Origin of the sequence: Stenotrophomonas sp. HMSC10F07 (assembly GCF_001807895.1) — a bacterium.
Classification (GTDB): Bacteria; Pseudomonadota; Gammaproteobacteria; order Xanthomonadales; family Xanthomonadaceae; genus Stenotrophomonas; species Stenotrophomonas sepilia.
The window spans coordinates 1-2,891 of sequence record NZ_KV791368.1 but is presented as its reverse complement, the minus strand read 5'-3'; the positions used below and the strand labels follow the sequence as shown (position 1 = coordinate 2,891).

Sequence of the window (2,891 nt, the reverse complement as noted above, 5' to 3'; positions counted from 1 at the left end):
CGGGCATGGCCCGGCGCTACCCAGGCATGACCGCCGGATCATCACCGGTAGCGCCGGGCCATGCCCGGCGGAACGGGCGACGCGTTACGGCGCAGCCCTGCGCACGGTCAACGTCGCGCTCGCTTCACCACCACCTTCCAGCTGCAACTGCAGCGGCAGCGCCTGGCCTTCCTTCAGCGCGCCCCGCCCCTGCATCAGCATCAGGTGCAGGCCACCAGGCTTGAGTTCGGCACGCGCGCCGGCTGCCAGCGGCAGGCGCTCGATCGCGCGCATCCGGCTGACGCCATCGACGATCGTGGTCTCGTGCAGCGACACGTCGCCGAAACTACTGCTGGTCGCACCGGTGATCACCACCGCCCTGCTGCAGCCGTTGTGGATCACGCCATAGCCGGCAGTCATCGGTATCGCCGGATTCGGTGGCAACCGCGCCCAGCCCTGCTCCACCGTGACGCAGCGTGATTCCGCAGCCGAAGCCGATGCTGCAACCGCACACAGCACCCACAATACGCCAACGAATGGTTTGGTTATCATCGCCCAGGTTCCTTCTTCGCAACGAGACCGCAGCATGACGACGCTCATCGAGGTGATCAACCACGGCCCCATCCGCGAACTGCGCCTGGCGCGGCCGCCGGTCAATGCACTGGACACCGATCTGTGCCGGCAGCTGATCCATGCCATCGAACTGGCCATGGCCGAAGACGCGCACGGCGTCGTGCTGTCGGGCAGCGAGCGCATCTTCACCGGTGGAATGGACGTGCCGCACCTGCTCTCGCATGGCGATGACAAGCACAAGCTGCTGGACACCTGGAACGCTTTCTTTGGCGCCGTGCGCACACTGGCCGAGAGCCGCATCCCGGTGGTCGCAGCGATCACCGGCCACGCGCCGGCCGGCGGCTGCGTGCTGGCCCTGTGCTGCGACTACCGGGTAATGGCGCGCAGCGCCGATCCGTCGCGGCCGTATGCCATCGGCCTGAACGAGGTGCAGGTGGGCCTGATCGCGCCGGAGGGCATCCAGCGCCTGCTGCGCCGTGCGGTGGGCGTGCACCGCGCCGGCGTGCTGCTGACCACCGGTTCGCTGGTACCGGCCGAACAGGCGCTGCAGATCGGCCTGGTCGACGAGCTGGCTGAGGGTGACCTGGTGGTGGCCCGCGCCGTGGCCTGGCTGCAGAACCTGCTCAAGCAGCCTCGGCAGCCGATGCTGCTGACCCGCGCCATCGCTCGCGCCGACCTGCACGAAGCGCTGCACCCGGACCTGATCCAGCTGGACCGTTTCGTCGAGGCCTGGTTCGCCCCGGACGCGCAGAACGCCCTGCAGGCCCTGGCGGCGCGCCTGGGCAAATAGCGGTTGCCCCGCCCGGGGTCAGATCCCTTTCGCCGGGCGAAAGGGATCTGACCCCTGACCGGTATAATCAGGCCCTCTTTCACTGCTGTGGCCGCCCCCTTGAACGACACGCCCGAACCCGTCGTCTCCGAGCTGATCGACCTGCTCACGCTGGAGCGGCTGGAGGACAACCTGTTCCGCGGGCAGAGCCGCGACATCGGCACCAAGTACGTGTTCGGTGGGCAGGTGCTGGGCCAGGCCCTGGCTGCGGCGCAGGCCACGGTCGACAACGGCCGTCACGTGCACTCGCTGCACGCCTACTTCCTGCGCGCCGGCAACATCGACCACCCGATCGTCTACGACGTGGACCGCACCCGCGATGGCGGCAGCTTCTCGGTGCGACGGGTCACCGCGATCCAGCACGGCAAGGTGATCTTCTTCTGCGCGGCCTCGTTCCAGCAGGCCGAGACCGGCGCCGAGCACCAGCACAAGATGCCTGAAGTGCCGCAGCCGGAAGACATCGAACCGAACCGGCCGCTGCCGGCCGAAGTGCTGGAGCGGCTGCCGATCAAGGTGCAGCGCTGGCTGTCGCGTGGCGGCCCGTTCGAGTTCCGCCACGTCTACCCGCGCGACGAGTTGAACCCGCCCAAGCGCCCGCCCTACCACCAGGTGTGGCTGCGCCTGAGCGAGCCGGTCGGCGATGCCCCGGAGCTGCACCAGGCGCTGCTGGCCTATGCCTCCGACTTCCACCTGCTGGGCACGGCGACCTTCCCGCACGGCATCAGCTACTACCACCCGCACGTGCAGATGGCCTCGCTCGACCACGCAATCTGGTTCCACCGCCCGTTCCGCGCCGACGACTGGCTGCTGTACTCGCTGGACAGCCCCAGCGCGCAGGATTCGCGCGGCCTGGCCCGCGGCCAGTTCTTCACCCGCAACGGCGTGCTGGTGGCCAGCACTGCGCAGGAAGGCCTGATCCGCGTGGTTCCCGACCAGGCTGCGGCCGCCGCCGTGCCGGCCAAGGAGTAACCCATGCGCCAGATCTTCAGCAGCCAGCGCGTGGAAACCGTCGAAGGCGTGGCCGAGCTCCTGCGCGGGCATGGGATCGACGTCAAGGTGACCAACGGGCGCTCGTACAAGACCCGTCGCCGCGGCCAGTTCAGTTATACCGACCTGGGCAACGCCAACGCCTACCCGGCGGTATGGATCGTGCGTGCCGACGACCAGCCGCGCGCGCGCGAAATCCTGCGCGAAGCGCGCCTGCTCGACACTACCCGCCGTGACCACCCCACCGCCGAATTCGCCTTCCGCGACGCGCCGGAACCGGGCAGCGGCGGCCGCAGCTGGGCCTGGCGCATCCGCATCGCGCTGCTGGTGGTGATCGCTGGCGTGGCGCTGGTGATCGGCCTGCGCCATCGCGGCGCCCCGGTGCCCGCCCCGCAGGCCCAGCCGCAGCAGGCGCAACCGGCCCCGCAGGCCGCGCCGGAAGAGGAAGAAGTCCGGGTCCGCATCCAGCCCTCGAAATGATTCGCGGGTGAAAAAGGGGACGGAGGGGATTAAGTCGTTTGTG

General features: G+C 69.1%; 4 protein-coding genes. 3 read left to right on the top strand and 1 reads right to left on the bottom strand.

Annotated elements, in window-relative coordinates:
- Positions 1-84: 84 nt before the first annotated feature.
- Complete coding sequence (locus HMPREF3114_RS08585) at positions 85-531, bottom strand: copper chaperone PCu(A)C (protein ID WP_070489576.1); 447 nt, start codon at positions 529-531, stop codon at positions 85-87.
- Between the two features lie 34 nt (positions 532-565).
- Here HMPREF3114_RS08585 and HMPREF3114_RS08580 point away from each other — a divergent pair, with 34 nt between their 5' ends.
- The 3 genes from HMPREF3114_RS08580 to HMPREF3114_RS08570 all read left to right on the top strand — a co-directional run bounded on the left by HMPREF3114_RS08580 (position 566) and on the right by HMPREF3114_RS08570 (position 2,848).
- The gene (locus HMPREF3114_RS08580; protein ID WP_070489574.1) at positions 566-1,342 is read left to right on the top strand and encodes an enoyl-CoA hydratase/isomerase family protein; all 777 of its coding nucleotides are present in this window, start codon (positions 566-568) and stop codon (positions 1,340-1,342) included.
- A gap of 99 nt (positions 1,343-1,441) precedes the next feature.
- Positions 1,442-2,350, top strand: a complete 909-nt coding sequence (gene tesB / locus HMPREF3114_RS08575; RefSeq protein ID WP_005412623.1) for an acyl-CoA thioesterase II — start codon at positions 1,442-1,444, stop codon at positions 2,348-2,350.
- A 3-nt stretch (positions 2,351-2,353) separates the two neighbouring features.
- Positions 2,354-2,848, top strand: a complete 495-nt coding sequence (locus tag HMPREF3114_RS08570; protein ID WP_065178109.1) for a pathogenicity-like protein — start codon at positions 2,354-2,356, stop codon at positions 2,846-2,848.
- The last annotated feature ends 43 nt before the right edge of the window (positions 2,849-2,891 follow it).